Annotated in this window: 23 protein-coding genes; 11 read left to right on the forward strand and 12 right to left on the reverse strand. The window is 44.9% G+C overall.

Annotated features, from left to right (window positions below):
* Positions 1-3 precede the first annotated feature (3 nt).
* The 3 genes from OH459_RS19340 (at position 4) to OH459_RS19350 (ending at position 3436) form a co-directional block, all read left to right on the forward strand.
* Complete coding sequence (locus tag OH459_RS19340) at positions 4-1290, forward strand: TRAP transporter large permease (RefSeq protein WP_269988154.1); 1287 nt, start codon at positions 4-6, stop codon at positions 1288-1290.
* A 159-nt stretch (positions 1291-1449) separates the two neighbouring features.
* Positions 1450-2805, forward strand: coding sequence for a cache domain-containing protein (locus tag OH459_RS19345; RefSeq protein WP_005445145.1), 1356 nt, complete (start codon positions 1450-1452; stop codon positions 2803-2805).
* Positions 2798-3436, forward strand: coding sequence for a response regulator (locus OH459_RS19350; RefSeq protein WP_269988155.1), 639 nt, complete (start codon positions 2798-2800; stop codon positions 3434-3436). Before OH459_RS19345 ends, OH459_RS19350 begins: the two co-directional genes overlap by 8 nt.
* A gap of 48 nt (positions 3437-3484) precedes the next feature.
* Here the strand turns inward: OH459_RS19350 and cosR are convergent, their stop codons facing one another.
* Positions 3485-3961 carry a MarR family transcriptional regulator CosR gene (gene cosR, locus OH459_RS19355; RefSeq protein ID WP_005445149.1) on the reverse strand — a complete coding sequence of 159 codons (477 nt, stop codon included), beginning with the start codon at positions 3959-3961 and terminating at the stop codon, positions 3485-3487.
* A gap of 396 nt (positions 3962-4357) precedes the next feature.
* On the opposite strand from cosR, the gene OH459_RS19360 reads away from it, so the two are divergent.
* Positions 4358-5929, forward strand: coding sequence for a BCCT family transporter (locus OH459_RS19360; RefSeq protein WP_005445152.1), 1572 nt, complete (start codon positions 4358-4360; stop codon positions 5927-5929).
* A gap of 228 nt (positions 5930-6157) precedes the next feature.
* On the forward strand, positions 6158-8041 hold the full coding sequence (locus tag OH459_RS19365) for a methyl-accepting chemotaxis protein (protein ID WP_005445153.1): 1884 nt from the start codon (positions 6158-6160) through the stop codon (positions 8039-8041).
* Positions 8042-8112: 71 nt separating this feature from the next.
* Here OH459_RS19365 and OH459_RS19370 read toward each other — a convergent pair whose 3' ends face one another.
* Both OH459_RS19370 and OH459_RS19375 read right to left on the reverse strand, forming a co-directional pair.
* Complete coding sequence (locus OH459_RS19370; RefSeq protein WP_033001524.1) at positions 8113-8829, reverse strand: 3'-5' exonuclease; 717 nt, start codon at positions 8827-8829, stop codon at positions 8113-8115.
* Positions 8830-8840: 11 nt separating this feature from the next.
* Positions 8841-10730 carry a DUF294 nucleotidyltransferase-like domain-containing protein gene (locus OH459_RS19375; RefSeq protein WP_005445155.1) on the reverse strand — a complete coding sequence of 630 codons (1890 nt, stop codon included), beginning with the start codon at positions 10728-10730 and terminating at the stop codon, positions 8841-8843.
* Positions 10731-10950: 220 nt separating this feature from the next.
* Here OH459_RS19375 and OH459_RS19380 point away from each other — a divergent pair, with 220 nt between their 5' ends.
* Positions 10951-11592: an outer membrane beta-barrel protein gene (locus OH459_RS19380; RefSeq protein WP_005445156.1), complete on the forward strand. Its 642-nt coding sequence runs from the start codon at positions 10951-10953 to the stop codon at positions 11590-11592.
* Between the two features lie 105 nt (positions 11593-11697).
* Here OH459_RS19380 and OH459_RS19385 read toward each other — a convergent pair whose 3' ends face one another.
* The 4 genes from OH459_RS19385 to OH459_RS19400 all read right to left on the reverse strand — a co-directional run bounded on the left by OH459_RS19385 (position 11698) and on the right by OH459_RS19400 (position 15955).
* Positions 11698-12888 carry an amino acid aminotransferase gene (locus OH459_RS19385; protein ID WP_009700606.1) on the reverse strand — a complete coding sequence of 397 codons (1191 nt, stop codon included), beginning with the start codon at positions 12886-12888 and terminating at the stop codon, positions 11698-11700.
* Positions 12889-13069: 181 nt separating this feature from the next.
* Positions 13070-14536: an HD domain-containing phosphohydrolase gene (locus tag OH459_RS19390; RefSeq protein WP_009698381.1), complete on the reverse strand. Its 1467-nt coding sequence runs from the start codon at positions 14534-14536 to the stop codon at positions 13070-13072.
* A 533-nt stretch (positions 14537-15069) separates the two neighbouring features.
* Positions 15070-15369, reverse strand: a complete 300-nt coding sequence (locus OH459_RS19395) for a hypothetical protein (RefSeq protein WP_005445160.1) — start codon at positions 15367-15369, stop codon at positions 15070-15072.
* A gap of 355 nt (positions 15370-15724) precedes the next feature.
* Positions 15725-15955: a hypothetical protein gene (locus OH459_RS19400; protein WP_026000256.1), complete on the reverse strand. Its 231-nt coding sequence runs from the start codon at positions 15953-15955 to the stop codon at positions 15725-15727.
* A gap of 177 nt (positions 15956-16132) precedes the next feature.
* On the opposite strand from OH459_RS19400, the gene OH459_RS19405 reads away from it, so the two are divergent.
* The 3 genes from OH459_RS19405 (at position 16133) to OH459_RS19415 (ending at position 18236) form a co-directional block, all read left to right on the forward strand.
* On the forward strand, positions 16133-17524 hold the full coding sequence (locus OH459_RS19405) for an aminotransferase-like domain-containing protein (protein ID WP_269988161.1): 1392 nt from the start codon (positions 16133-16135) through the stop codon (positions 17522-17524).
* Between the two features lie 99 nt (positions 17525-17623).
* The gene (locus OH459_RS19410) at positions 17624-17845 is read left to right on the forward strand and encodes a hypothetical protein (RefSeq protein ID WP_017817919.1); all 222 of its coding nucleotides are present in this window, start codon (positions 17624-17626) and stop codon (positions 17843-17845) included.
* A gap of 31 nt (positions 17846-17876) precedes the next feature.
* Positions 17877-18236 (forward strand): hypothetical protein, encoded by a 360-nt coding sequence (locus OH459_RS19415; RefSeq protein WP_269988163.1) that lies wholly within the window; start codon positions 17877-17879, stop codon positions 18234-18236.
* Positions 18237-18321: 85 nt separating this feature from the next.
* Here the strand turns inward: OH459_RS19415 and asnS are convergent, their stop codons facing one another.
* Both asnS and OH459_RS19425 read right to left on the reverse strand, forming a co-directional pair.
* Positions 18322-19722 (reverse strand): asparagine--tRNA ligase, encoded by a 1401-nt coding sequence (gene asnS, locus OH459_RS19420; protein WP_005445169.1) that lies wholly within the window; start codon positions 19720-19722, stop codon positions 18322-18324.
* Positions 19723-19908: 186 nt separating this feature from the next.
* The gene (locus tag OH459_RS19425; RefSeq protein ID WP_172580795.1) at positions 19909-21534 is read right to left on the reverse strand and encodes a methyl-accepting chemotaxis protein; all 1626 of its coding nucleotides are present in this window, start codon (positions 21532-21534) and stop codon (positions 19909-19911) included.
* Positions 21535-21896: 362 nt separating this feature from the next.
* On the opposite strand from OH459_RS19425, the gene queD reads away from it, so the two are divergent.
* Positions 21897-22259, forward strand: coding sequence for a 6-carboxytetrahydropterin synthase QueD (gene queD / locus OH459_RS19430; protein WP_005376896.1), 363 nt, complete (start codon positions 21897-21899; stop codon positions 22257-22259).
* 77 nt (positions 22260-22336) lie between these two features.
* On the opposite strand, the gene OH459_RS19435 is transcribed toward queD, so the two are convergent.
* Positions 22337-23125: a response regulator transcription factor gene (locus tag OH459_RS19435; protein ID WP_005445181.1), complete on the reverse strand. Its 789-nt coding sequence runs from the start codon at positions 23123-23125 to the stop codon at positions 22337-22339.
* Positions 23126-23382: 257 nt separating this feature from the next.
* Between OH459_RS19435 and OH459_RS19440 the strand changes: the two genes are divergently transcribed.
* Entirely contained in the window at positions 23383-23520 is a 138-nt protein-coding gene (locus OH459_RS19440) for a hypothetical protein (protein ID WP_005445182.1), read from the forward strand.
* 60 nt (positions 23521-23580) lie between these two features.
* Here OH459_RS19440 and OH459_RS19445 read toward each other — a convergent pair whose 3' ends face one another.
* Positions 23581-24048, reverse strand: coding sequence for a GNAT family N-acetyltransferase (locus OH459_RS19445; protein ID WP_005445185.1), 468 nt, complete (start codon positions 24046-24048; stop codon positions 23581-23583).
* 107 nt (positions 24049-24155) lie between these two features.
* Positions 24156-25871 (reverse strand): cyclic di-GMP phosphodiesterase TpdA, encoded by a 1716-nt coding sequence (gene tpdA / locus OH459_RS19450; RefSeq protein ID WP_053052348.1) that lies wholly within the window; start codon positions 25869-25871, stop codon positions 24156-24158.
* Positions 25872-25920: the final 49 nt, after the last annotated feature.

Here is a 25920-nt window from a genome sequence, read left to right on the forward strand (position 1 = left end):
AGTATGATCGGTATAGTGATGTTTTTTGTGGCGTTATTTGCGCTACTGCTTGGTTTTCCTGTTGCCTTCACCTTTGGCGGCATCGCATTAATTTTTGGCGTATGGGCAGAAGGCATTGAGATGTTTGCTTTCATGCCTTATCGCATTCAATCCATCATGGAGAATACGGTACTGATGGCAGTACCTCTGTTTGTCTTCATGGGATTAGTGTTGCAAAAGACCCGATTGGCTGAGCAATTGCTTGAGTCGATGGGGCGTTTGTTTGGTGGTATTCGCGGTGGTATTGCCATTTCAACCGTGTTGGTGGGTGCCTTGCTTGCCGCATCCACGGGGGTAGTCGGTGCATCGGTAGTGGCAATGGGGTTGATCTCCTTGCCAGTGATGCTTAAGTACAATTACGACAAAGGATTGGCTTGTGGCACCATCTGTGCGTCGGGCACGTTAGGTCAAATCATTCCGCCTTCCATAGTTTTGATTCTTCTGGGGGATGTTCTCGGTGTACCAGTCGGGGATTTGTTCCAAGCCGCAGTGTGGCCGGGATTGGTGCTGGTGGGCGCGTATGTGATCTACATTTTGATTTACGCCAAACTGAACCCTGAAGCAGCCCAGCCTATCGAGCGTGATGAGTCTATCAGTCGTAAAGAAGAAGTGATTACTGCGTTGAAAGCCGTACTGCCACCGTTGGCGCTGATTATTGTTGTTCTCGGCTCTATCTTTGCGGGTATTGCTACCCCAACAGAGTCCGCAGCACTGGGTGGGGCTGGTGCAATTGTATTGTCGTTGCTTTACAAACAGTTTAGTTGGTCGATGGTGTATGAAGCTTCGAAAGAGACCGTAAAAGTGACCGCGATGGTCTTTGCGATTTTGCTCGGGGCAACGGCATTCTCAATGGCGTTTACGTACACTGGGGGGGATTATCTTGTTGAAGAGTGGATGTTGGAACTTCCGGGTGAAAAATGGGGCTTCTTGATCATTACCATGTTAGTCATCCTTATCCTTGGGTTCTTCATCGACTTCGTAGAAATCTGTTTCATTATCGTGCCAATCATTGCACCTGTTGCCGAGTTGATGGGTATCAACATGACTTGGTTTGCGATTTTGATTGCGATGAACCTGCAGACCTCATTCCTAACACCGCCTTTTGGTTTTAGTTTGTTCTACCTAAAAGGTGTGGCTCCAGCAGGCGTGACCACTCGGGATGTCTACCGTGGTGTGATGCCATTCATTGCGATTCAGATTGTGGTACTTGCTTCATTGTTATTTTTCCCAGGATTCTATGGCATGTCCTAATGCAAGTAAGAAGCAAGGAATTGTGATGTGAAAATTTTCACCTTTTGAGACAAGTTGTTAAGCTGATTAACTATCAGGGGCTGTTGATGTTTCGAACCGATTTTAATCGCGAAAGGTCAACAGCCCCAAGCCTAATCAGCGTTTCATTGGAGGGAAAGGATGCCTCTCAAAGCCAAGTTAATCTTGTTGGCACTGATCCCTGTGGTTTTGGTGTCAGCCAGTATCAGTTGGATTTCCATTTACCAAGCGAAAACCTTGGGGCAGCGTGAGGTGGAAATCTTTCATCAGAACTTAATTCAATCCAAAGAAGCGGCACTAAAAGATACCGTAGATCTCGCCTTTGATGCCATTTCTCATATCTATAACGATCCTATGCTTGAAGAGGCTGACGCGAAAGCGCGCGTAAAAGCGATCCTAAACCGCTTACGTTACGGTTCAGACGGGTATTTCTTTGCCTACGATAAGCACGGCACGAACCTTGTTCATCCCATTCTCCCGGACTTAGTCGGACAAAATTTACTGCATATTCAAGATGAAAATGGCGATCACCTGATTGAGGCTCTGCTTTATCAAGCGCAGCTTGGGGGCGGGTTCCATCAATATCTATGGCAAAAGCCCTCTACGGGGGAGGTGGTACCAAAGCTGAGCTATGCGGCATGGCTTGATAAATGGGATTGGATGATTGGCACTGGGTTGTATATTGAAGATGTGAGCCGTGAAGTCGCCAATATGCGTGCGGCAATCAATCAAAATATCGAGACTACCTTTTTCACCGTGGTGATTATTCTGGTGGTTACGGTGGCGGTGATCATCGTATTGACACTTGCCATCAATTTACACGAGCATCGTTTAGCGGATAAGAACCTAAAAGAGCTTGCCCACAAAACGGTGATGTTCCAAGAAGATGAGAAAAAACATCTGGCGAGAGAGCTCCATGATGGCATCAATCAATTGCTGGTTTCGAGCAAATGTCACCTTGATTTGATGGCGCATCGTATTGAAGATGAAAAGCTCAAAGCTCACCTAGATAAATCTCAACGCTCGTTGATCACTGCGATTAATGAAGTACGCCATATTTCTCACCAACTGAGACCAAGTGCCTTGGATGATATTGGCTTAGAAGCCGCGCTTTCTACATTATTGCAAGATTTTCATTCGCACTCTGGTATGGACATCGATAGCCATTTTGATACCGAGCAAGTGAAGTTGAAATCTGAAGTGGCTACAACCTTGTATCGTGTGGCTCAGGAATCTTTAAACAACATTGAGAAGCACGCCAAAGCAAAAAAGGTCACAGTAATTTTGCAAAAAATGGGCAATATGCTGCAATTACTGATACGAGACGACGGTACGGGTTTTATGGTCAACCCTTCAGTGCACCGACAAGGAATTGGATTGCGGAACATGCGTGAGCGTGTTGAGTTTATCGGAGGCGAGTTTGAACTCATGAGCGAGCCCGGTTTGGGGACGGAAATCACCGTATTGTTAGATTTGGATGGATTAGTTTATGGATAAACCAATTAGCGTGGTGATAGTTGATGACCATCAGGTGGTGCTTGATGGTTTTATGGCGCGTTTGGAACTGGAACCTGATATTGATGTGATTGGTACGGCGAGTAATGGGCTTGAGGCAATTGAAGTATCAAAGCTTCTCAATCCAGATGTCATCTTGATGGATATCAGTATGCCAATCATGAATGGCATTGAAGCTACTGGCGTAATTAAGGAAGAGCGTCCAGAGAGCAAAATTTTAATGCTCACCATGCACGACAACCGTGAATACATCATGAAGGTGATGCAAGCTGGTGCGGTAGGTTACATGCTGAAAGAAATTTCAGCAGAGAAAATGGTGCAAGCAATAAAAACGGTGAACCAAGGATCGACTTACTTTTGCGAATCCGTTACCCAGACCTTATTTACGCAGGATGTTGTCCCGGCAGCGCAAAAGCCGAACCCACTTAGCCGCAGGGAAGAAGCGGTGCTTAAGTTAGTGGCACAAGGAAACAGCAGCAAAAAGATTGCGACGCTGTTGGACATTAGCTATCGAACGGTAGAAACGCACCGCCATAACATCAAACACAAACTGGATTTGCACTCGACGGCTGAGTTGGCGAAATACGCTTTTGAAATAGGATTGATAGAGTAGGCAGGGGCGCCCTCATGCTTTCATACATCAGAGCGCTCGAAGGGATACTTATTCAGGCTTGGTAATACTGCCAAGTTCAAGCATAGGGGCAACATCAATATCTTCTGCATTCATCATGGTCGAGATGCGCTGCACAGAAGACAAAAGCAAGCTCTGTTCCCACTCTTCCAGCTTTTGGAAGCGGCTAATAAAATGCTCTTGCAATGGCGTCGGGGCCTGTTTTAAGGCTTCTTGTCCTTTCTCCGTCAATACCGCGTGAACTTTACGCTTGTCTTCGACACTGCGGCGGCGCTCAACAAGTTGGTTGCGCTCTAAGCGGTCAAGGATAGTGGTTGCCGTTGCCTGACTCATGTTGGTATGGCTAGACAATTGTTTGATAGTGACGTTATTTAATTCACTAATGGCACGCATCAGGATCAGCTGAGGAGCCGTCAAACCAGACTCTTTGCTTAACTTCTTAGAATGTAAATCAATAGCGCGGATGATCTGACGAATCGAGACCAAAACTTCTTCGTACTTTTCCAATTTCGTAATCCAGTCATTAAGGGATCATGTAACGAGGCGACACTAACTCAAATGCGCTGTTATTTAAAGGGCTTCGTTAGGGATCGCGACACCAATTTTCAATAATTTGCCTTGGCTCTCCTTATTGTTTTTAAGGTCATTGAGCGAGGAAAAAAGCAACGACTAGAATTATTATAGTAAGAAATGTTTGTGGTCTAAGTATTGCTGTGGTTGTTTCCGCTTTTTTAGCTACACTTTTCTGATTGAAATGTAAGTTATTGGATTTTTTATCAGCAAAAGATAGACAAAAACGCCTCAAATGGTAGGATCTTCCACTTTCATGGAAAATAAAATGTATCGTGTTCAAATGATTTTTAATGCCTTGTTAAGAAGATTGAACATAAAAAGAGAGGAATAATGACAAAAGGTATAGATAAGTACAGTATCGACAGTACCGACTATACGGTTGGTCAAGACAACGTCCAGAAATGGGGTTTTGACGTACATAATCCTGTTTTTGGTATCAGTGCTGGTTTCATTGCACTGTTTCTTATTGCTGCACTTGTGCTGGACGCACACACCGCTAAGACCGCACTCGACGGCATTAAGTGGAAAATCATCGGTTCTTTTGACTGGCTGTTTATTATCTCTGGTAACATCTTCGTTATCTTCTGTTTAGCTCTCATCGTTTCACCAATGGGTAAGATTCGCCTTGGTGGTAAAGATGCTGTCGCTGATTACTCATTCATGTCCTGGCTGGCAATGTTGTTTGCTGCTGGTATGGGTATCGGTTTGATGTTCTGGAGTGTGGCAGAGCCAGTAGCGTACTTCACTGGTTGGTATGAAACCCCGTTGGGTGTAGAAGCAAACACACCAGAAGCCGCGAAGCTAGCACTAGGTGCGACCATGTTCCACTGGGGTCTACACCCATGGGCGATTTACGGTGTCGTGGCACTATCTCTTGCTTTCTTTACTTACAACAAAGGTCTGCCGCTTTCAATGCGCTCGATTTTCTACCCGTTATTGGGCGATCGCGCATGGGGTTGGGCTGGTCACATCGTGGATATTCTTGCGGTATTGGCAACCTTGTTTGGTCTGGCGACTTCTCTAGGTCTAGGTGCACAACAAGCGGCAAGTGGTATTCACCATGTCTTTGGCGTTGAACCAGGACTAGGACTGCAAATTGTCGTTATCACCGTTGTTACGCTATTGGCGGTTGTTTCTGTTGTTCGTGGTATTGATGGCGGGGTAAAAGTCATCAGTAACATCAACATGGTGATTGCTTTCTTATTGCTTATCCTTGTTGGTTTGATCGGCTGGGCGGTAACACTAGGCTCTGTGCCAACCACATTGATGGCTTATGTTGAGAATATTATTCCACTGAGTAATCCGTTTGATCGTACTGATGAAGCTTGGTTCCAAGGTTGGACAGTATTCTACTGGGCTTGGTGGATCTCATGGTCACCATTTGTAGGTATGTTTATCGCTCGAGTTTCACGCGGTCGTACCGTTCGTGAATTCATCACTGCGGTTCTAATTGTACCGACAGCAGTTACCTTGATTTGGATGTCGACATTCGGTGGTCTTGCTATCGACCAAGTGATCAATAATGTGGGCGAGCTAGGTGCAAATGGTTTGACTGATGTTTCCCTTGCGATGTTCCAAATGTTTGATGTATTGCCATTCGGTAACATGCTATCCATCATTGCAGTCGTACTCGTATTGGTATTCTTTATTACTTCTTCAGACTCAGGCTCATTGGTTATCGACAGCATCACCGCTGGTGGTAAAGTCGACGCACCAGTGTTACAGCGTGTATTCTGGGCATTCATGGAAGGTGCGATTGCGGTTGCATTACTGTGGATCGGTGGTTCTGAAGCTGTTCAAGCGCTGCAAGCGGGTGCAATCTCTACTGCACTGCCATTTACCGTCGTTTTATTGGCGATGTGTGTCAGCCTGCTTATGGGTATGAGAACCGAACGTCAATAATTGATAAGATTTATAAATATTACTTAAATATTAGTAAGTTAAAAAAGCCAGCGTTTTGCTGGCTTTTTTTGTGTGATTTTTCTGACGGTAGACAAAATAATGACGAAATAAGTCATTAATTTACAATGAGTTAATGTTTTATTTTTATTAGTAAAATCTCGTGATTAGTGATTAAAAAATGTGTAATATTCACCCACCTTAACTGTTCTCCCAACCTCTATAATAATTATGAAATTATCATTAAAACAAAAGCTAATTGGCGCAAGCCTCTCTGCTGTTGTTGTGATGGCAACAGCACTGACTTGGTTGTCGGCTGGTCAACTTCTTGATCAGACGCGTTCAGGTGTCTATTCACGAGCACAAAGCCTAAGTAACGCCGCTTCAGAAGGTATTTCTGACTGGGTGGCAATTCGTAAAGATATTGCGACGGCTTTCAACGACTACTCAACTGAGCAAGACGTTGTGCCTTTCCTACAACAAGCACGTAAAGCTGGTGGCTTTGACGATATCTTCTTAGGTACACCAGAAGGTGGTATGTATCGTTCTCATCCCGAGCGTAACCGTGCTGATTACGATCCTCGCACGCGTCCTTGGTACAAAGACGCAAATGCAGCAGGCAAACAAATCATCACAGAAGCTTACCAAGACGCTATCACTAACGCGCTATTGGTGACAATTGCTGAGCCAGTAATGAAAAACGGTAAGTTCATTGGTGTTGTCGGTGCAGATGTATTGATTGACCAGTTGATCAATGACGTCATCAGCCTAGACGCAGGTGACAATGCTCATGCAATGCTGATCGATATGAACGATGGCACTTTCCTTGCTCATCCAAATAAGAGCCTAACGCTTAAGCCAATCACCGACCTTTCTAAAGAATTTTCTAAAGATTCTATTGAGCGCGCAGCCAACTCTGGTGCGATTGAAAGTGCAACAATCAAAGGCAAAGAGAAGCTTTACTACTTCAGCAAAGTGCCTGGTACACATTGGATGTTTGCGATTGAAATGGATCGTGCAACAGAAGAGGCAAGCCACGCTCAATTGCTACGAGAAATGCTGATCACCGCTGTGTTGATCACTATCGTCGTGATTGTTGCTGTTTCATGGCTAGTAGGTTTCTTGTTCCGCGATTTGGGTCGTGTTTCACAAGCATTGGAAGAAATTGCTTCTGGTGAAGGTGACTTGACGCAACGTCTAGAACCGCGCAGTGATGACGAAGTCGGCAAGCTGGCTGATAACTTCAACCGTTTTGTCGGCAATATGCACACGATGGTGACGAAACTAAGTCACGTATCGTCCGCACTGTCTGAGCAAGCTCGTACAACGGCACAGCAAGCCGAAGAACGTAGCCAGCGTATTTCTTACCAGCAAGACGAAATCAACATGGTGGCGACTGCGGTTAACGAAATGGCGGCAGCAACACAAGAGATTGCTGGTAACGCGGACAACACAGCATCAAGCTCGGAAGAAGCGGTACAAGCATGTGTGCATGGCTCTGGTCAAGTAACGCAAACGCAAGGTTCGATCCAAAACCTAGCGCAAGAAGTTCAAGTCGCGACCAACGTGATTCAAGAGCTAGAAGCGCACGGTAACGCGATTAATACGATTCTTTCGACTATTCAAGGTATTGCCGAACAAACCAACTTACTGGCACTGAATGCGGCGATTGAAGCAGCGCGAGCTGGTGAACAAGGTCGCGGTTTTGCGGTGGTTGCGGATGAAGTTCGTGTGTTGAGCCAACGTACTCACGCTTCAACGCAAGAGATTCAAGAAACCATCGAAATGCTGCAAGGTACTACGGCGAAAGCGGTGGGTATTATGGATGACAGTCGTCGTCTAGCAGATACTAGCGTGGATGATGCAAACTCTGCGGCAGTTAGCCTGACGCAAATTCACTCTGCGGTAGAGCGAATCAGTGATATGGCAACTCAAATTGCTTCAGCAGCAGAAGAGCAAGCGTCAGTAACCACTGAGATTACTCGTAATACAGAGGGCATTCGTGACGTATCGAATGAGCTTTCTGTGGAAGCGCACCAGGCGGCTGAGCAAGCAGCGCACCTGTCTGAGCTTTCTCACGAGCTAGAACAAGAGATCAGACGCTTTAAGCTGTAAGCTTTTGTTGTTTTGAATAAAAAGGAGCCATATGGCTCCTTTTTTGTTGCTCAAAGATAACGTAAGCCGAATTACAACCACAGGCTACTGATAGGTTGCTCTGGGTTATAATGATGGGCAATTTGGGCTTGCAGCAGCTCTGCTGTAGCAATGGCATCGGTTAGAGCATGGTGCGGTGTATAGTCTGGTAAGCCATAACGACGGCGAGACTGGGCTAAGCGTAATGATTTTGGCTTATTGCCCTTGAGCTTGTTCCAAAGACCGCCCGCTGCTTTTTGTTGAATGTTTTCTTCAATTTGCAACGTATCAAGAACTGGAAACTCAATACCTTCACCAATACGAGAGCGCAGTGCTTGGTCGAGAAACTCACGCTCGATACGGCGGTAATGTACCACTACAATCTTACCCGCTAAGCTTTCTAGCAAGGGAGCGAGGATTTCACCCAGATCGGGAGCGTCAATCAGTTCACTGTGAGTGATACCATGAATGATGACTGATTCTTCATCGAGTTTTTCCTGTGGTCGCACCTTCCAGTGCTTTGCTTGGCGTAGGAAAATTCGATTGAGATCGAACGGCACCAAACCAATGGTGATGATGCCGTTTTTTTGTGGGTTCAAACCGGTAGTCTCAAAATCAAGCGCAACGAACTCCACTTGGGATAGTGGCGTCTCAGGTGCTGGCAGCGCTTTACCGTAAAAGGCGACTAAGCGTTCATCAGTGGCACGCTCAAGTTTCTGCTGAAACTTCACTGGCCACTGAATACTCGGCTTTTGAAATAACTTCTTTATCACTTCACGCCTCACTTAAACTTGTTACTAGCCTGATAGCGGAACTTAAGGAAGTTCTGACCATTACTTAGGATCTGGAACGCATCTTTCAAATTACGACGTTCAAAATCCGACAAGTTTTCAGGCTCAATGTTGTTGTCTGGCTCAATACCTAACTCAACATCAATTGCTTGGTGGCGGATACGCACCATTGAGATGAACTCCATGGCGTCTTTAAGATCTTGTGCGCGCCCTTTTGGTAAGATGCCAGCATCAATGATGTCATCGAGACGCTCAAATGAATTCTGTGCACGTGAGCCTACCGCCAGAGAATGAACGCGGATCAGATCGACCAATGGCGCAGTACCACGGCGTTTCAAGTTGATTGAGTTTTTATGCTGACCGTCTTTTTCCATCACAAAGTCTTTGAAGAAGCCAAGTGGTGGAGTTCGATTTAATGCGTTACGTGCCAAGCAGGCTAGGAAGCGATTGTTCTTGCGGGCACGACGTACGATGAAACTAGTGAGCTGCTCTGCCCATTTTAAGCGGCCGTAAACCCCATCTAAATCAAAGAAGATGGATGCATTGAGTAGCGCTTTTGGATTGGGGTCATCAATCCAATCGGCAAAGCATTCTTCCCATTGTGAGCGGGTCATTCGCCACATCGGGTTGGTCGCCATAATGTCGCCAGTACAGTACTTGTAACCGCATACGTTCAAACCATCACTGACATATTGTGCGAGAGCCTCAAAGTATTTACCGTGTTTCTCTTCTTTGTAGGTGTCGTCTAGGATGATTGCATTGTCTTGGTCAGTGACCAGCAACTGTTCGTCGCGTCCCATTGAACCAAGAGCAAGGAAGCAATAAGGGATAGGAGGTGGACCGAGTTCTTCTTCTGCCATTTCTAAAAGGCGTTGCTTAAAGCTGCGACCGATCACCGACATCGCGCTACCCACCATGTGTGAGTTGGCGTCTTCGTTGACCAAGCGAACAAAACTGCTCTTTACTTCTTCTGCCACAATCGCTAAATCTTCGATGCTTTGCTGCTGGAAGATACTACTGACCAGCAACAGTGAGTTTTGCGATTCATAACGTACAATATCGGTAGCTTCGATAATACCAATCGGCATTTGATCTTTAACCACAGGCAAATGATGCACGTTGTAGCGCAACATGGTCAGCATGGCTTCGTATACGTATGCGTTATGATCGAGTGAGATAACCTCAGTGGTCATCACCGTGGAGACATCGTCTTGCGGTGATAAGCCTTCGGCTAAAACTCGGGTACACAAATCACGGTCGGTAATGATACCTAGCACCGGAGATTGTGGGTCTTCTTCGTCCAGCACAAAGTCTGGGTCCACAATCAACAATGAAGAAACATTGTCTTGCGCCATCAATTGCGCGGCTTCTTGGATCGTCTGTCCACGTTCAATCGTCGGTGCGTCACGGGTTAATAAGGTTTTGACCTTAGAAGTGGTTAGGTCATTGGCATCGTTGTTTTCTGATACTGCTTGGCGCAAACGAGCACTGTTCTCTACTTCAACAAAATCAGCGAATGAGTCGAAGTTATCATACAGTTCTTGGAAAATGTCTTGAGGAATGCAGTAGAGTAGGGAATCTTCTATCGCTTTTACTGGGAAGCGAACTTTGTTGTTGGTCAGAAGCCCCATTTGACCAAAAAGGTCACCCTCGTCGAGTCGGTTGTAAAGTTCACCTTTGCGTCGATAGACCTCAACCACGCCACTACGAACCATGTATAGATCGTGGATCTGGTCGCCGAAATGAATGACGGGAGTATCTTGACGATAGTATGAGATTTCGATGTTCTCGGTCACTTTGGTGAGCGTTTCTTCCGGAAGCTCGTTGAATGGGGGATACTTGGCGAGAAAGTTATATATCTCGAGAAGTTCTGCTTCCATTAAGGTGCCTTTTGGTTTGCAAGTGATAGGGTAATCTTAACTTAGTTTTAAAACAGAATCTTATCGGATCACTGTTTTTCGTGCGCAATGATAAGATTCGGACAAGTCGCACGGCAAATCGTCATCAATTCGGCTACGCTGTCATCAAGATGCCGAATTAAATCAATACAATGGGCGTATTAAAGAAGAGTTTTGGATGACACTCATGGAAGGAAGTAGAATGGTAAGACTATTATTCGCTGCACCTCTTGTAGCATTACCACTAATGAGCGTTGCCTCAGAGTCAGAACAGGTAGAGAAGTTTGGTTACGAGCACATTAATTTAGACATTGGTGCCGGGACAACGAATGAAGAGTGGCTCGATAATTCTAACGCTACCACTCTAGGGCTTGGCGGTAATTACCTATTTACCGATAACTGGCTGTTTAACGTTGACTACTCGGCGCAATTTTTCCACCCAGACAATTTCACTTTGCGTATTGACCGTTTGTTGTTCGGTGGTGGTTATCGTTATGGCGTCAACGAGAAGTTTGATATCTACGGGATTTATGGGCTTGGCGCAATTAAAGCCAAAGCGACTGATGATAAAACCGACCGTACACTGTCCTCGGATAGCGAGTTTATTCAAGGCGTCACGTTTGGCGCAAATTACCTATTTAGTGAAAAGTTAATGGGGACGGCAGAAGTGCACTTGAATCGAAGTGATATCGTCGACGAGAACAACTATAAGATTGCCTTTAACTACCAATGGCATCGCGTGATTGGTACCGGTCTTTATTACCAGTTCCGTGACACCGATTATCAAGGTCAACCGTCAGATCACATCAATGAAGTTGGAATTAGCTTTAAGTTTGTGTATTAGTTCATAGGAGTGTAGCGCCACCTTGTATAGTGGCGTTTCAACAAGCGGTAGAATCAAAAAAGGTCAGCGAGTGCTGACCTTTTTAATTTGTGACTTTCGACGCGATTACAGAACCGCAGCGATGCCTTTACATAGAGGACCCATGTTTGCTTTTGTCATACCTGCAACGCTGATACGACCTGAGCCTACGATATAGATACCGAACTCTTCTTTTAGACGGTTTACTTGCTCTTTGGATAGACCAGAGAACGAGAACATACCGTTTTGGCGCTCGATGAAGCTGAAGTCAGCATCCACACCTTCTGCCTTAAGAGTAGCAACGAATAGTTCACGCATCTCTTGGATTCGGTCACGCATTTCCGCTACTTCCGCTTCCCATTCTGCGCGCAGGTCTGCGTCACCAAGAATGTGAGTCACAACAGCGCTACCGTGCGCTGGTGGGTTAGAGTAGATAGAACGGATGATGGCTTTTACTTGTGAGAACGCCGTTGTTGCAACGTCTTCTGATTCAGCAACCAGAGTGAATGCACCAACACGCTCATTGTATAGACCGAAGTTCTTAGAGAAAGAACTCGCGACTAGGATTTCTTTGTTGTACTTAGCGAAAGTACGAAGACCTGCTGCATCTTCTTCTACACCTTTAGCAAAGCCTTGGTATGCGAAGTCGAATAGAGGAAGCAGTTTTTTCTCTGCAACCAGCTTAGCCAGCGTTTCCCACTCTTCAGCTGTTGGATCGATACCTGTAGGGTTGTGACAGCAGCCATGCAGAAGAACAACGTCACCTTCAGATGCACCTTGCAGGTCGTTAACCATAGCAGCGAAGTCTTTATCTTTGGTTTCTGCGTTGTAGTAGCTGTATTGTGCTGTTTCGATACCAGCTGCAGTGAATACGCCGTTGTGGTTTGCCCAAGTAGGGTTGCTGATCCAGATCTTCACATCACCAAGCTGACGCTTAATGAACTCACCTGCTACACGTAGAGCACCTGTGCCACCTGGTGCTTGTGCTGTTTTAGCACGCTTGCCAGCAACGATTTCCGCGTCTGCACCGAAAAGCAGTTTTTGTACTGCTAGACCGTATTCTGCTGTACCTTCGATTGTTAGGTAAGATTTGGTTTTTTCAGTTTCAATCAGTGCGGCTTCGGCTTTTTTAACAGTCGCAAGAACAGGGGTTTCACCTTGTTCGTTCTTGTAAATACCAACGCCTAGGTTAATTTTTTCGGCGCGAGCATCTTTTTTAAACTCTTCAGTAAGTCCAAGAATAGGGTCAGCCGGAGCGGCAACTACTTTTTCAAACATAATCTTCATCCATGTTAATCGAAGGGGTCTGCTGACATTTATACCTTTCAGCAATATTCGTTACAACAGTTAGTGATAAGAAAACTTAAAAAAGTTTTGATTTGAAACAGAAATCTAACATAACGGAGGCTTTTGATATAAAAACCCCTCTTAACAAGCGTTTTAAGAGGGGGATAATTGGCTAAGCGGCGATGTTTTGCTCATCTTGATATTGATGTGCGATATGTTGAAATTCAGTTTCAACTGCAAGAAATGCATCGACGATTTGAGGATCGAAATGTTTGCCTTTACCCTCTAGGATGATGGCTTTCGCCTTGTCATGGCTGAAAGCAGGCTTATATACACGCTTAGAAATAAGAGCGTCATACACATCTGCTAATGCCATTAAACGACCGGATAAAGGGATGTTCTCGCCGCTTAATTGATTTGGATAGCCACTACCATCCCACTTTTCATGGTGTGTTAGGGCAATCTCTTTAGCAACGCGCAAAAACGAACTACTTCCTAGCTGTTTTTCAGCAATTGACAGCGCTTCGGCACCAATTTGTGCATGTCCTTTCATGATCTCAAACTCTTCATCGGTCAGTTTTCCCGGTTTCAGTAACACGCTATCTGGCACACCGACTTTTCCGACGTCATGCAGCGGCGCCGATTTGTAAAGTAGTTCGATATAATTTGGAGTCAGTAATGAACAATGTTGTTCAAATTGGCTTAAATGTTCAGCCAATACTTTTACATATTGTTGCGTGCGCATAATGTGCGCACCGGTTTCATTATCACGTGATTCAGCCAATGCCGACAAACTGACAATGGCAACATCTCGCGTGGCTTTGACCTCATCTTGCGAAACTTGCAAACTGTCGAGCATTTGGTTAGTTAAACAGGCCATCGAGCCAAGCTCATCATGTTGGAAAACTGGTAAACGTTGCGCAATTTTCCCTTGTGTCACTTCCAGCAAAGCTTGCTCTTGGCTAAACAAGATTTTTTGCATCAAGCGAGTCCAAAGCACCATAATCGCGATTACATAGCCTCCGACGACAAGTGCGATGTAAACCAACTCTTTAATGAAGCTGATTTTGCCTAGCCCATTGGTGATTTGCTCTGGGTTTTGCTCCAACCAATAAATGTCTTTGACTGCGACCATGGTCAAAATGGTGGTCAAGGTGATGAGCAAGGCGATCATCATGCCTATCATTTGTTTCACCATGGATTGGCGCTGACCTGATAACGCAAAGCCAAATTGGTTTTGTTGACGTAGGCTGTCAAATTGAACCAGCTTGCTTTGCAGTTGCAAGATAGAACCAGTTAAAAAGCCAAAGAGCGCCATACCAAATAACACTTTCACATTGCTGTCGAAGGTAAAGTCATATTGAAGATTATAGTACGCAGCAAAAGGAATACTTACAGCGGTAAACAACACAGTATCAAGCTTGGCTTGTCGGTTTTGTGCAATCAAAGGATGTGAGACAAGAATAAAGTGGCGAACAAGATAGAGGAACGTAAAAACCACCGCGCAATGTAAGATCACTTCGTATACGCTCAGCGTGCTGAGCATCGGGCAGACGCGTCCACCGTATGTGCCGAAAAAGAACGCCGCAGCTAGGTAAAGTTGGAATGTAAGTGGTGCATTGTAGTTAGTATTCACCATGATTATCCTTTTTTGGACAAATCTCAGCATCGTTTTCTCTCTTAGTTGAGCAAGAAGAGAGAGGTACTGTGGAATTGATGTCTGTTGATTGATCTGTCACTAGTAAAATCGAGACCTGAAATTTTATCGATAGATTCTTATAAATGATAGAAATTTGTTATGTATATGCTCAAGTAACCTTGAGATGCTTGCTTCAGCGAGGATGGCTTGGTTTGAAGGTGAGGCAACAATTTGAAGATCTAGGGGGGCTAATTCGAAAATTGTTAAAGAAGCATGTGAACTAAAGCCACTCGCCCTTCGGGAGCCTGTCACTGAAGTACGTTCTTTGCTAACTAAATAGCATCGTCAAACAACTTGGATATAGCTTGCAATTCCGCTTCGTTGTTTTCCTTGCTGTCTTTTGGTAAAGAGGGAATAGTGACAATACTCTGAATCTAGCATCTTGAAGTGACATTGATATAGCGAAGGATTTACAAAAAAGCCCCGCTATGGCGAGGCTTGGTCTCAATCATCGACATGAAAAAGGGTAGGAATTACTTTTTCAAATCCATTTGTGATTCATGTGCATTCGTTTCGATGTCTGGGTTAGAAGACAGTTTGCCTGTTGCCCAATCGTTCATGTGCTTAAGGATAGCTTTCAATGCATGTTTTTCTGTTGGTGCTTCAGCGGATTCTACTTCGATTTTTTGTTTAGGATGAGAACCCGTTGCGTCTTCAGCAACGTGCAACCAATCTGGGTGCCAGTAGTAAGGCTGACCTGATGTTGTACTCCAAGAGTGAACACCATTAGATTCGCCTTTGTATTGAATGTCGTTTTCGTTGTATTTCGTCATTATTATCGTCTCTCATAGTCATGAGTTGAGGTGTGCGTCACCATTACTCTATAAATGTAACAGATGTCATCGGAATTAATGTGACTGCTATCTATTTATCTTGTTGATAAATGATCCATTCCGTTGCACAGCTCTCATTCAGATATATTTGTTGATCCCACCTAGCAATAACCGCCTGAAAAATAGGTATTTATGCCCAAGTAACCTCGCCCTTTGGGAGCGTGTCGTTGATTCGATCTCTGAGTCAAACAACTTGGAAAGAGCTAACTATTCCGCAGCGGTTGTTCTCCTTGACCTCGAATCAATGACAGCGCACTGAATCCCGCATCTTGAAGTCACTTGGGTATAATCAATATTATTGCCCATTGAGATGTTTGATAATTGCTGCCTTTGCATGCTCAGGTGTGGCTGCTTCACCCTCTGGGACATCGAGCTCTGCTTTTGGGTGCACCCCTAGTGCATCCTCAGCGATGTGCAACCAATCTGGGTGCCAATAATATGGGTTATTGCCTTCTGGGTGGTCCCAGCTATGAACTCCTTCGTGTATGCCTCGATAAGAGAGGTCATCCATCGTAAACATTTTCATCATTTCCTCCCGTAGAATATTCATACCTTTGAAAGTATGGAACATAAACTCTCATTTCGTAACGTCAATTGATATCACTAAGATTGATTAATTACGTTTCGAGTTTGATAAGTCGAAGATCGGAATCAGGGCGTGAAGTATGCTAAGGTGCGCTCGGTAGTAAGAAATGAGGGAAGCATGAACCGATACCGCCAACTGGCTGAGCTGTTTAAAACGCAAATTCAACAAAATACATGGAGAGCAGGAGAGAAGTTGCCCTCCGTGCGTGTCACTAGCCGCAACCATTCGGTCAGTACAGGAACTGTGTTACAAGCCTATCAATTGCTCGAAGCGCAAGGTTGGGTGATTGCTAAACCTCAGTCGGGTTACTTTGTTACTGCTGAGCTCGAACGTCTCGACGCTACTGGTGCTGATAACAATACGTATCGCACTTCACTAAACGATGAGTTGTACGATTTCCTCAAACAACAAACCGTGCCAAACGCGACAAAGCTAGGCTCCGCGTTTCCTGACCCAGCACTTTTTCCTCTCGAAGCACTAAACCGTAACCTTGCCAGTTCCGGGCGAAAAATGGGACCAGATACCTTGTTAGATAACCTACCACCGGGTAGTGCTTCTCTACGCCGCTCGATTGCCCAGCGCTATATACAGCAAGGCATGACTTTAACGCATGATGATATCGTTATTACCTCTGGCGCGTTAGAAGCGCTCAACCTCAGTTTGCAAGTGGTTACTGAGCCAGGGGATACGGTTGTCATTGAGTCGCCAACATTTTATGGTGCGTTACAAGCAATTGAACGACTAGGGTTGAATGCCATTGAGATCTCGGTAGATGCCGAGAAAGGGCATTCCTTGGCTCAGATGGAACAAGCTTTTGCACAGCACAATGTTAAGGCTTGCTGGCTTATGAGTAACTTTCATAACCCCACAGGCACTTCGTTGAGTGACGAACAAAAGCAACGTGTTGTTGAGCTTGCCAATCTACATGATGTGTATCTGATTGAAGATGATGTTTACGCAGAGTTGTATTTCTCCGACAAGAAGCCGACATCGCTGAAAACCTATGATGACCAAGAGCGCGTTTTGCATTGTGGCTCTCTTTCAAAAAGTCTTTGTCCTGGCTATCGGTTGGGGTGGGTGATCACCAAGCGCTTTAACGAGCGTGTTCAAAAGCTTCAACTGATGTCGACGCTATCTGGCAGTGCACCTATTCAACAGGGAGTTGCGCATTACCTGCAAAATGACAGCTATGACAATCATCTAAGAAAGTTGCGTAAAGGGCTTGAACAGCGCCAAGCTATGTTTGTGCAAACAATGAAAGAGTGTTTGCCTAAATCTATCGAGTACTATCTTCCTCCTGGCGGTTATTTCTTATGGCTTAAGTTGCCTCAAGGGATAGGCAGTAAAGCGGTTCATCACACCTTGCTATCACAGCAGGTAACTGTTGCGCATGGTGCGTTGTTCTCGGTCGATGAGCAATATCAGGACTATCTGCGTTTGAATACTTCTCTGCCCATTGATGACAATCTGTGTCAGGCTTTGCGGAAATTGGGTGAGTTACTTCACTAAAGAAACTGTTTAATCCTTTTTTGACCTAACTGTATCAGAGTGGTTTACTTGGGTTGTGCTTCAATCGAATACAGAAATATTGTGATGATTGGAGTGACAATGAAAAAGCAGTTGGTAAAACATGAATTAAGATTGATCGCCGTTGCCATTTTTAGCGCATTTCTGTTGGTATTTGCGCACCTTATTTTGGCGAAATCGTTCTCTCACATGGCGTGGACGGAATACACCGCGGCTGTGATCCCCTTTATTATGTTTGGTTTGTGCGTACTGGGTGTTAAGTATGCCGCCAAGGCAGATAAAGATGATGAGAATAAGCCTTAGATTCATGAGATAGAAGTTAGGAATAAACACTATGAAACGTGCATGGCTACTGGCACTGTCTGCTATCACTTTTGGTTGCACGGCTAATCAAGGTGATGAGCCCGAATCGGTGATCTTACACTACGGAAAGTCGGAGCTTGTTGCTCAAATACAAGCCAACGAACAGTTCGAAGCCCAAATCAACAATGATCAAGAGCAGGTTGATTTTTCTGGCTTTGTGAGAAAACAGTCGTCGGGCTACCTCGTTGATGTTGTTGCTATGCAAGAAAGTAAAACCCAGCATTCTAGCTCTAGTGTGAACACACAAGTGTTAATCAAAGAGGGTGACGTAGGTAAGCCACTCATGATTGGTGCGGTTAACGACAATGCAATGAGTGTGACGCTGAAATAGTTGAAATAACAGAAACGATGAAACTGCCACAAACTAAAAGACCTCCACTTGGGAGGTCTTTTTAATTCTGTATCACTCTAGGTGATTAGAAGTTCGCAGAGCGAGGAGTACGTGGGAATGGGATCACGTCACGAACGTTGCCCATACCTGTTACGTAAGATACTAGACGCTCAAAGCCTAGACCGAAGCCTGCGTGTGGCACTGTGCCGTAACGACGTAGGTCGCGGTACCAGCTCATGTGCTCAGGATCGATACCCACTTCACGCATACGTGCATCTAGGATGTCGAGACGCTCTTCACGTTGAGAACCACCGATGATTTCGCCGATGCCTGGTGCTAGTACATCCATCGCTGCGACTGTTTTACCGTCATCGTTAGCACGCATGTAGAATGCTTTGATGTCTTTCGGGTAGTTCTTAACGATTACAGGTGCTTTGAAGTGTTCTTCAGCAAGGAAGCGCTCATGCTCAGAAGACATATCGATACCCCATTCAACTGGGAATTCGAATTCACGACCAGAATCAAGCAGGATTTGGATCGCGTCTGTGTAGTCAACTTGTGCGAAGTCAGAAGAGACAAACTGCTCTAGGCGAGTAATTGCTTCTTTGTCGATACGTTGAGCAAAGAACTCAAGGTCATCACGACATTCTTCAAGAACGGCTTTGAATACAAACTTCAGCATGTCTTCAGCCAATTTTGCAACGTCGTCTAGTTCTGCGAACGCAACTTCAGGCTCAACCATCCAGAATTCCGCTAGGTGGCGGCTTGTGTTTGAGTTTTCAGCACGGAAAGTAGGACCAAACGTGTAAACTTTGCTTAGTGCACAAGCGTAAGCTTCTGCGTTTAGCTGACCAGATACCGTTAGGAACGTCTCTTTACCGAAGAAGTCTTCGTTGTAGTCAACTTTACCATCGTCAGTGCGAGGCAGGTTTTCCATGTCTAGCGTAGATACGCGGAACATTTCACCAGCACCTTCTGCGTCAGAAGCTGTGATCAATGGCGCTGATACCCAGAAGTAACCTTGCTCGTGGTAGAAGCGGTGGATTGCTTGAGATAGGCAGTTACGTACGCGTGCTACTGCACCAATCACGTTTGTGCGTGGACGTAGGTGAGCTACTTCGCGTAGGTACTCGATAGAGTGACGAGTTTTTGCCATTGGGTAAGTGTCAGCATCTTCAACCCAGCCAACAACTTTAACGTCAGTTGCTGCTAGTTCGAAGTCTTGACCTTTCGCAGGAGAGGCAACAATCTTACCAGTTACTTCAACAGAGCAGCCAGTCGTTAGCTTAAGTACTTCGTTGTCGTAATTATTAAGATTATTAGGGACCACGGCCTGAATCGGGTCGAAACAAGAGCCGTCATAAATGGCAAGGAAAGAGATTCCAGCTTTGGAATCACGACGTGAACGGATCCAGCCACGAACAGTTACTTCACTGTCTACTGCTAGCTGACCTTTCAAAACGTCTGATACAGGCGCGTAAGTCATGTTTTCAATATTCTCCATTGAGGTAAAAATTCAACTCAACACTTAAAAGTGCCTGTCTCACAACAAAATTGTTTAAAAAACAAGCGAAGTGTTGAGTTGGATAGAATTTTTTAGATTCAACGAAACATATTACCTGTCAAATCGTCAGCTTCAACCTTTATATTCAATTTGAAGGAGAGAATTTCCTTATTTATTCTCTTGCGCTCTCTCTGAAAGGGTAAATTGGCTAAGTAATGACTCCAAACGCTCTGAAAGATGTTCCAGATCGACACTGATCTCGCGAGTGTGCGATGCCGATTGTGAGGTCTCGTTTGCGTGTAAGGTAATGGTGTCAACTTTGCTTTGGATGTGCTTGCTTACCCCAGATGTTGTTAGTGTCTGATGTTGGATATTTTCAGCGTGTTTAAGTACTTGATGCATCTCATCGACCACATTGTGCATGGTCTGTGACAATGCTTCGACATCTACTGAGCGCTGATGAGCAAACTCGCACACTGTATCGACCGAGGTTAACGACTCTTCGCTGCCTTGTTGGAACTGAGAAATAATCGTCTCAATATTACTGGTGGCTTCGGCGGTGCGAGAGGCAAGATTGCGCACTTCATCGGCAACTACCGCAAAACCACGACCTTGATCTCCGGCTCGGGCGGCTTCAATAGCGGCGTTAAGCGCCAATAAATTGGTTTGCTCAGCGATGCCTTTTATCACGCCAAGAATTGATGATACTTCATCAGTTTGTTGGTTTAACGTCGCAATATTCTCACGCACTTTATCAATATCGGTCACAAGGTGCTTGATGTCTTCGCTGACATGATGGGCTTGACCTGCGCTGGTGGTTGCAACGTCAACGGTATGGTTAACTAAGGTTGTCGCATCGACTGTCGCTTGCTCCACCACGCTTTGTTGCTCAAGCATATCGGTAATATTGGTTTGCACTTCATTGGTTTCGACTTGTTGATTATCAGCAGCTTCATCGGTCGATTGAGCTACATCAGTCAGCCTTCCTGCTGAGCCTGCAAGAGAGTGGGAGGTATCTCGAACGCGTTCTAAACTCTCTGACACCGTATCCATAAACGAATTGATGGAATCCGACAATTGACCGACTTCATCATTTTGCGTGCCCGACAGACGCTTGGAGAGATCTTTACTGGCACTAACGTTAGACATAAAGCGTGATGTATTTTGAATAGGGCGGACGATGATTTTTCGGATGAGTCCCATAGTGATGAGGAAGCCAACAAATGCGATCACTGACATGATCCCCATCGCAAACACGGCTTGCTTGTTAATCAGTGTGTTGACGTGACTCATGTTGTATTCAAGACGAATAGCACCAAGCACTTCGCCCTCAGGAGCAATATGGCAGGACACGCAATTTGTGCCTCGATAGTCCTCACTTGATTTCATTGGTAGAGCGACGACCAAGCCCTTACCCCATTCAGCACTGATGGGTTCAATGACCAATTCCCCGCTCAGTGCCCGTTCATCGATGTCGTCGAGAGGTTGTTGGTTGGTTTGCCCTTGACCATAAAACTTTGACACGGCGTCGGCACGCAACACGCGTACTTGTTCAATGCCTTCCTGTGCCAGCGCTTTTTGTCGTAGTGTCTCTTTCTGCGACATCGTGCCTGTCAGCATCATCATGTTTAAGCTGTCGAAGTAGTTACTGGCTTTGTCGTGTAACTGTTCGCTTAGTACATCATTAATAAGTGTTTTTTGTTGGTAGTACTGATACCCAGTGGACACGGCAAGAACACATGTGAACACGACGATCAGGGCGAGTAGGAGTTTAAAGGTAATAGTTGAGCGCATATTTTTATAAGTGTTATTGGAACGAACCCCACAATATTAAGAGGTTAGTTGCACTTGAGCGATGAATTGGCTAACTGAATGTGACCCCAAACATTTTGTGGTTATGTAAATGTGATGTAAGTAGTGTGTAATCAAAACTTTGACGTGGTGACAAAAAAACGGCACGGTGTTTTTTAAGATCTTTTAATGCCAAAAATTTTCTACTTGGTTAGATAATGGCGCCTGCGTTTTCAATTTCAATACGTCATGATTTACTGCTTTATCGTTTGCCTTGCTATTCATAGCGGGCGCTATTGATAAAGGTTGTCATTAAAGGGTGAATTCCTTAGTATTGCGTGTCTTTTTAAAGCCTGAGAATCAAGATGAAAACAGAATTGTATAAAGAGTTTATGTTCGAAGCGGCACACCACTTGCCACACGTACCTGAAGGTCATAAGTGTGGACGCTTACATGGACACTCTTTCCTTGTTCGTCTTTATGTAGAAGGTGAAGTAGACCCTCATACAGGTTGGGTTGTAGATTTTGCTGAAATCAAAGCCGCATTCAAACCTATCTACAACCGTCTCGACCATTACTATTTGAACGACATTGAAGGTCTGGAAAACCCAACCAGCGAAGTTCTAGCAAAATGGATTTGGCAACAACTTAAGCCAAGCTTACCTCTGCTTAGTAAAGTAGAGATCAAAGAGACGTGTACCGCAGGTTGTATTTACAAAGGTGAGTAATCGTCTTCTGCATGCATACAAGAAAGGCAAGCCAAACGGCTTGCCTTTTTCTTTATCAAGAATTTATTAGTGGGCGTTTAATAGCCTATGCCATTTCTCAGTGCAAACTGAACTAAATCTGCATGACTATCCAGCTCTAGCATGTCTAGCAACCGATATTTATGAGATTCGATCGTTCTTGGGCTTAGATTGAGTTCTGTGGCAATTTCTTTTGCTGATAATCCTTTAGCCAGCAAACCCAGCACGTCACATTGACGGTGACTCAAACGTAGCATGCGGTGATTTTCTTGGTCGGTTTTCATGTCTGGACGGTGCAAACTACGATGTAGCTTTGAATGTTGCCAAAAGGACAGCCACATATGAGAGATGAAGCTAACCTGTTCAAGCTGGCTTTCGGATAAGCCGCAACTGTTGCTACCAAAGAGAGTAAAAGAGAGACCACCCCAGCGCTGACCAAATTGGACGAGTGGAATAGTGTAATGGCAACACGCGCCTTGTGCTGACAGCATGCGCAATACCACTACATCACTGTTGGCTAAAGCGTTTTTATCGAAAAACTGGGTTTTCTCAGAATTACCAATTAAGCGCAGGTAGCGTTCGCCATCTTCGACCCCGACTTGCTTAGTCGTCAGAACTTGGTGTGGCTCGCGAGCAACAGAAAGCGTTTTCCCTTGATTGAAAAACAGCATGGAGTTGGGAAACATCGTCATACGATCGATTTCAAACCATTCCATGGCTTCTAGCATAAACTGCTTGAGGTAGCTTTCACATTCGTCAGCATGTGCGGACGTTAAAAGCTTCGCTTGACGTATCATCAACGCATCAAAACTGGTGGATTTGGTGGTGTTACCTATATCACTGCCCATAAAAGTTGGCCCATCTTATCGTTTTTTATAAATGCAGTATTTTTACTCTACACCCTTGCCCTATCATTTTGCAAAATTGCTCCCGCAATAATTCGAAGTTTTTCGAATCACATATACGGTATCCATTTTATCTCAAGGAGAGAGTTCACGCACGTATGGGCAAAGGGCTCCAACTGCATGGATACCGTCATTTTTTATTATCATTTGGGTGAATGGCGAGCAAGTTAAGCCTCTTTCACCTTGCGGAGAGGTGTACAATGAAGATGATGAAACTGCGTTATCGTGCGGGATCACATAGCATGTGGGTGGAAGTCGTAGTATCGACGTTTGTTGCCGAAGAATTGGCGAAAGAATACATTGGCTATGGCTGGCAAGCTGAAGTCATGGCAGTTTAAAGTGAAATGGGCAGTCCAATATAGACTGCCCATTTTTTATTTCGGTGGTTTGTTTTCGACTTAACTCAATGCATGGCGCATGATCAGCGCTTTACCTTGAGCGTCGTAAATGGTCTTTTGCGTATTTTCAAACCCAGTTGTCTCAAACAGTTTGATCGCCGCTTGGTTGGTGCTGGTGATCGTCGCACATATCGAGTTGCTTTCGGCATCAATAGCGTAACCATACACCATCAACTTTTGCAGCGTCGCTTTGCCTATCCCTTGACGCTGAAAGCGTTTATCAATCATGAGGTAGGTCAACCCAAGTTCATGACGTTTAGCAAAAGGCGCGTGTTGAGCAAATGCTTTATCAATCACCAAATACCCCACAGTCAAATAGTCGTGGAATATGGTGTAAAACACTTCCGATTTGGCGCGTTGTTGGTAAGCCTGTTCAAAGGGCTTGAAAAATCCTTTTTGATCGTCGTGCACATCCATTTGCATCAAGCTGGCAAAATCTTTCAGCTTGGCTGGTTTAATAGCGATCATGTGCTGAATCTATTTAGAGGCGGTAAAGTCGATACCGCCATTATAGTTGTGGATATAAAAAGTACGCAATCTGGTTATGTGCAGATTTTGTCAATAAATAGAAGCCGCTAGCGACACAATGGGTAATAAAACCCTTGATGGATGTGCGCGCCAAGAGTGGTGAGTAGATGCGCGCATTCTGCAGTTTCAACACCTTCTACAATCACTGTGCAGTGGTACGTGTGTCCCATCGCGATTAGCTGGCGCAGAGTTTCAACCTTTTTGTCGTCTTGCTTTAAGTTCATGACAAACAGACGGTCAATTTTCAGGTAATTCGGCGTAATGTGGCTAATCAGCTCAACATTGTTATTCCCAGTACCAAAGTCGTCAATGCTGATTTTACAACCAAGCTGTTTGAGCTTACTGATGTTGTCAAATATCTCGCGCGTGTAATACATCGAGGCATTTTCCGTGATCTCAATGGTCAGCAGTGTACAGTCTAACTGAGACAACTGACGATAAAGACGCGTAAAATTGCGCCCAATGAGAAGAGAAGGACATACGTTGATGCTGAGGGGGGCGAGTAATGACTTTGCGTCGCCATAGACGGTTTTTATCACCAGTAAGGTGTGATTGATCAGCAAGCCATTGGCAATCAAACGTTCAATAAATCGCTGAGTGTTTTTAACTTTAAAACGTGACAGTACCTCATAGTGAATATTTTGCCGATTTGATGTGTTATGAATAGGTTCAAGCTTTAGGGTGAACTGACGAATTGCCCATAGGTAGGAGACCAGCGAACGCAGCTTTTTATGCCTGGCAATAAACATTAGTATAAAGCTCAAAACAAGAATGCTTGTGATCGGTCCGGATACGTAATAGATCTCTTTGTAGCCGTTATCATTGACGTTATATAAAAACGAGTTGCCCTGGGTATCGCCAATTTCGAGCGCTGTACCGGTGTTAGTACACACTTTCATTCCCGACAAAAACATCCGCGACATGTGGCTCTCTATGCTATTCGCTAGATTGATGTTTTTCACTCGCACCAACACTTCTGCGCCGTCAAAGAAAAATGAATGCGTGGTGTAACTTTCGTTATAGAGCCAAAGGTTGCGGTCTCTCTCGTTGACCGGCACGACGGCTTCTGGTGTCACCAAACAACGAATATTGTGTTTGTCCGTCATTAAGGCGGACTCGACCAGTTGGATATTATCGAACAAACCACGTAAGCGGTCTTCATGCTCAAAGCAGCTACGCTGTGCCAGATCATGGGCAAAGTCCATCGCATCATCAAAATAGTTTTGCCTGACAATCGTACTGATTGTGTAAAAGCAAATCGCAACATACAAGATGATAGTAAAAACGAGAAAAAACAGTAGATTCAAGTACAGCGCACGGCTGCGTAAGCAGATGCCTATTGCTCTTCTTATGCTGTGTGTCGCTTGTTGATGGATCCGCGCTTGCTGCAGAAGTCCGTCTTTTTGTGCATGTTGGCTATCGTATGGCACAAAATATCCCTTTCGGTGGATGTTTTCGATCAGAGACTTAGGTGCCTCTACGTGATTCTTTGTCAGTTGCCTGAACTTCTTTCGTACCGACGCAACAGCGTTCTTAAATCCATTTTCCGGCAACATCAAATGATGTTGCGCTGATAACTTCTTTTCGATTTTCCTCTGGCTAATAGGCGCGTTTAGGCTGCCAAAAGCGGCGATGGTGCTAAGGATCAAATATTCGATTCGGTTTACAGGAATAGAAGAGTGGATGGAATGATTGAGCTGTAGTGAAAGTTCTTTTTCGGTCAGGCAAACGCAGATTTGGTTTCCGAGTTCAAACCTAATCATGTGTTATTGCGCTCCAGGATTAATTTTTTGAATACGTTATCAATATTGA

Source organism: Vibrio sp. MM46 (assembly GCF_027587135.1).
In the GTDB taxonomy this organism is placed as follows: Bacteria; Pseudomonadota; Gammaproteobacteria; order Enterobacterales; family Vibrionaceae; genus Vibrio; species Vibrio harveyi.